Origin of the sequence: Streptomyces murinus (genome assembly GCF_002154555.1) — a bacterium.
Lineage (GTDB): Bacteria > Actinomycetota > Actinomycetes > Streptomycetales > Streptomycetaceae > Streptomyces > Streptomyces murinus.
In genome coordinates this window covers 1-2412 of sequence record NZ_MUNF01000572.1, presented here as the reverse complement: position 1 = coordinate 2412, position 2412 = coordinate 1, and the positions used below count along the sequence as shown (strand labels likewise).

Annotated in this window: 2 protein-coding genes; both read right to left on the bottom strand. The window is 68.0% G+C overall.

Translation table 11 applies throughout. The features are described 5' to 3' along the window. Positions 1 to 456: 456 nt before the first annotated feature. Positions 457 to 1488, bottom strand: coding sequence for a glutamine synthetase (gene glnII / locus CCN72_RS29930; RefSeq protein WP_086811141.1), 1032 nt, complete (start codon positions 1486 to 1488; stop codon positions 457 to 459). A gap of 217 nt (positions 1489 to 1705) precedes the next feature. Continuing rightward, positions 1706 to 2412 (bottom strand): CDP-diacylglycerol diphosphatase (locus CCN72_RS29925; RefSeq protein WP_107430190.1); only part of this gene is annotated, 707 nt, incomplete at its 5' end.

Below are 2412 nucleotides of genomic sequence, written 5' to 3'. Positions count from 1 at the left end.
GTTGTCGCGCGATATCCGCGCGGGCCCTGTGAAGCCGTAACCCCGGCCTTCGGCCCGCGCGGATATCGCGCGACAACACACCCGGTCGAAGTCGTGGTGCTGGCGGGAGGGCCAGAAGGGCTCGAGGTCGTGGCGACCCGTCGCGGTGATCTTCTGGAAGCTGGCCATGCGCCCATTGAAGCAGAGGTGCGTGCCGGGCACGAGAGTCCTCTCAAGGGTTGGACGTGTCATTGGCGTGAAGTCTGCGTTGCGGAGGCCGCTGGGGCCGGAGTCAAGCCCCTGATCAGCGGGTTGTGGGCGCGGAGAAGGCCGAATCGTTGTCTCAGTATGCGGACAGCCGGACGCGTGCGGGTCCCGGTCGGGGACCTCCGGTGCGCGCCTGCGGGGCGCACCGGGGCATGCGACAGGGGCGCCCGCCGCGAACGGCGGGCGCCCCTGTCAGGGTTTACGGGCGGATCAGACCTGACCGGCCTTCTCCAGCGCCGTGCAGCAGGTGTCCACCATCAGGCGGGTCACCAGGTAGGGGTCGACGTTGGCGTTCGGACGGCGGTCCTCGATGTAGCCCTTGCCGTCCACCTCGACCTGCCACGGGATGCGCACCGAGGCACCGCGGTCGGAGACGCCGTAGGTGAACTCGTCCCACGGCGCGGTCTCGTGCAGACCGGTCAGCCGCTCGTCGATGCCGGCGCCGTAGTTCTTGACGTGGTCCAGCGGCTTGGAGCCCTCGCCCAGCGACTCGCACGCGGTGATGATCGCGTCGTAGCCCTCGCGCATCGCCTTGGTGGAGAAGTTGGTGTGCGCGCCCGCGCCGTTCCAGTCGCCCTTGACCGGCTTGGGGTCGAGGGTCGCGGAGATCTTGAAGTCCTCGGCGGTGCGGTACAGCAGCCAGCGGGCCACCCACAGCTGGTCGGAGACCTCCAGCGGGGCGAGCGGGCCGACCTGGAACTCCCACTGGCCCGGCATGACCTCGGCGTTGATGCCGGAGATGCCGAGACCGGCCTTCAGACAGTGGTCGAGGTGCGCCTCGACGACCTCGCGGCCGAAGATCTCGTCGGCGCCGACACCGCAGTAGTAGCCGCCCTGGGGGGCCGGGAAGCCGCCCTCGGGGAAGCCCAGCGGGCGGGTGCCGTCGAAGAAGGTGTACTCCTGCTCGATGCCGAAGATCGGCTCCTGCGCCGCGAACCGCGCGGAGACCTCGGCCAGTTCGGCGCGGGTGTTGGAGGCGTGCGGCGTCATGTCCGTGTTCAGGACCTCGCACAGCACCAGCACGTCGTCGCCGCCGCGGATCGGGTCCGGGCAGCTGAAGACCGGCTTGAGCACGCGGTCCGAGGCGTGGCCCTCGGCCTGGTTGGTGGAGGAGCCGTCGAAGCCCCACAGCGGCAGCGCGTCGAGACCGGCCGGAGCACCCGTGATGATCTTCGTCTTGGAACGGAGCTTGGCCGTCGGCGCGGTGCCGTCGATCCAGATGTACTCGGCCTTGAAGGTCACGGGGGGACACATCCTTCGGGGTGGTTCGGGCGCACTTGCGGGTGCCGGTGCGGCGCCGCGCGCCGTACTCTCGATCTGCCCGGAAGCCTGCCAACAGGCCGTTTCCCGACCATTGCCCTTATGTGAACCCCGTGTTACCTGGGGGTTTTGTGCCCCGGATCACGTAGGGGGTTGGGCCGGCAGGGTGATGCCGGCCGGTTGCGACGGCGGTGTCCCGTCAGCCGTACACCAGCAGGTAGTCGCACGTGCTGGTGCCGTCGTGGAGGGAGGTGTCGCTGTTGAGGACGTAGAAGGAGCCGGCGAAGAATCCGGCGGCCGTCATCTTCGGGACCACGATGAGGGTCTGGTCCGCCATGTCCAGCGAATTCGGGACCACCACGTTCCGGTACAGCAGCGTGAAGGGGTTCTGCTGGAGGTCCTGGAGCTTGAGGATGCGATAGACGCGGTCACCCGAACCCGCGGGCCCCGACACGGGTGCCTGATTTCCCGGGGCGGCCCATTGGGAGGGCTGGGTGGCCATGCGGCCCTGGGCCTCGAGTTCCTGGAGCCGCCGCTGTGTGCTCGGTCTGATTCCGGCCATATGGATATGCAGCTGCTGATAGCGGCGCGCGTGCTGCGAATTGATTCCCAGCCCGATGTTCGCGTACTGCACGGGAACGCTTCCCCCGTGCCGAGCGTTCTCCCACGCTTCGTGCCAGTAGTTGGCCGCCGAGTCCATATGGATGAACGGGCATTCGATGCCCGTGATCCGGCACGAGGGAAGGAGGAGATAGTTGTGCGTGTTCTCCGGACTTCCGTGCAGCACGACGTAGTTCGGGGTCACCTTCAGGCAGTCGGGCTTGCCCTGCGACGGCGGCGGGGTGATGCCTTGCGTGCAGTACTTGACGTCGTTCCACAGCAGGTCGTTGTCGCTGGGCATGCCGC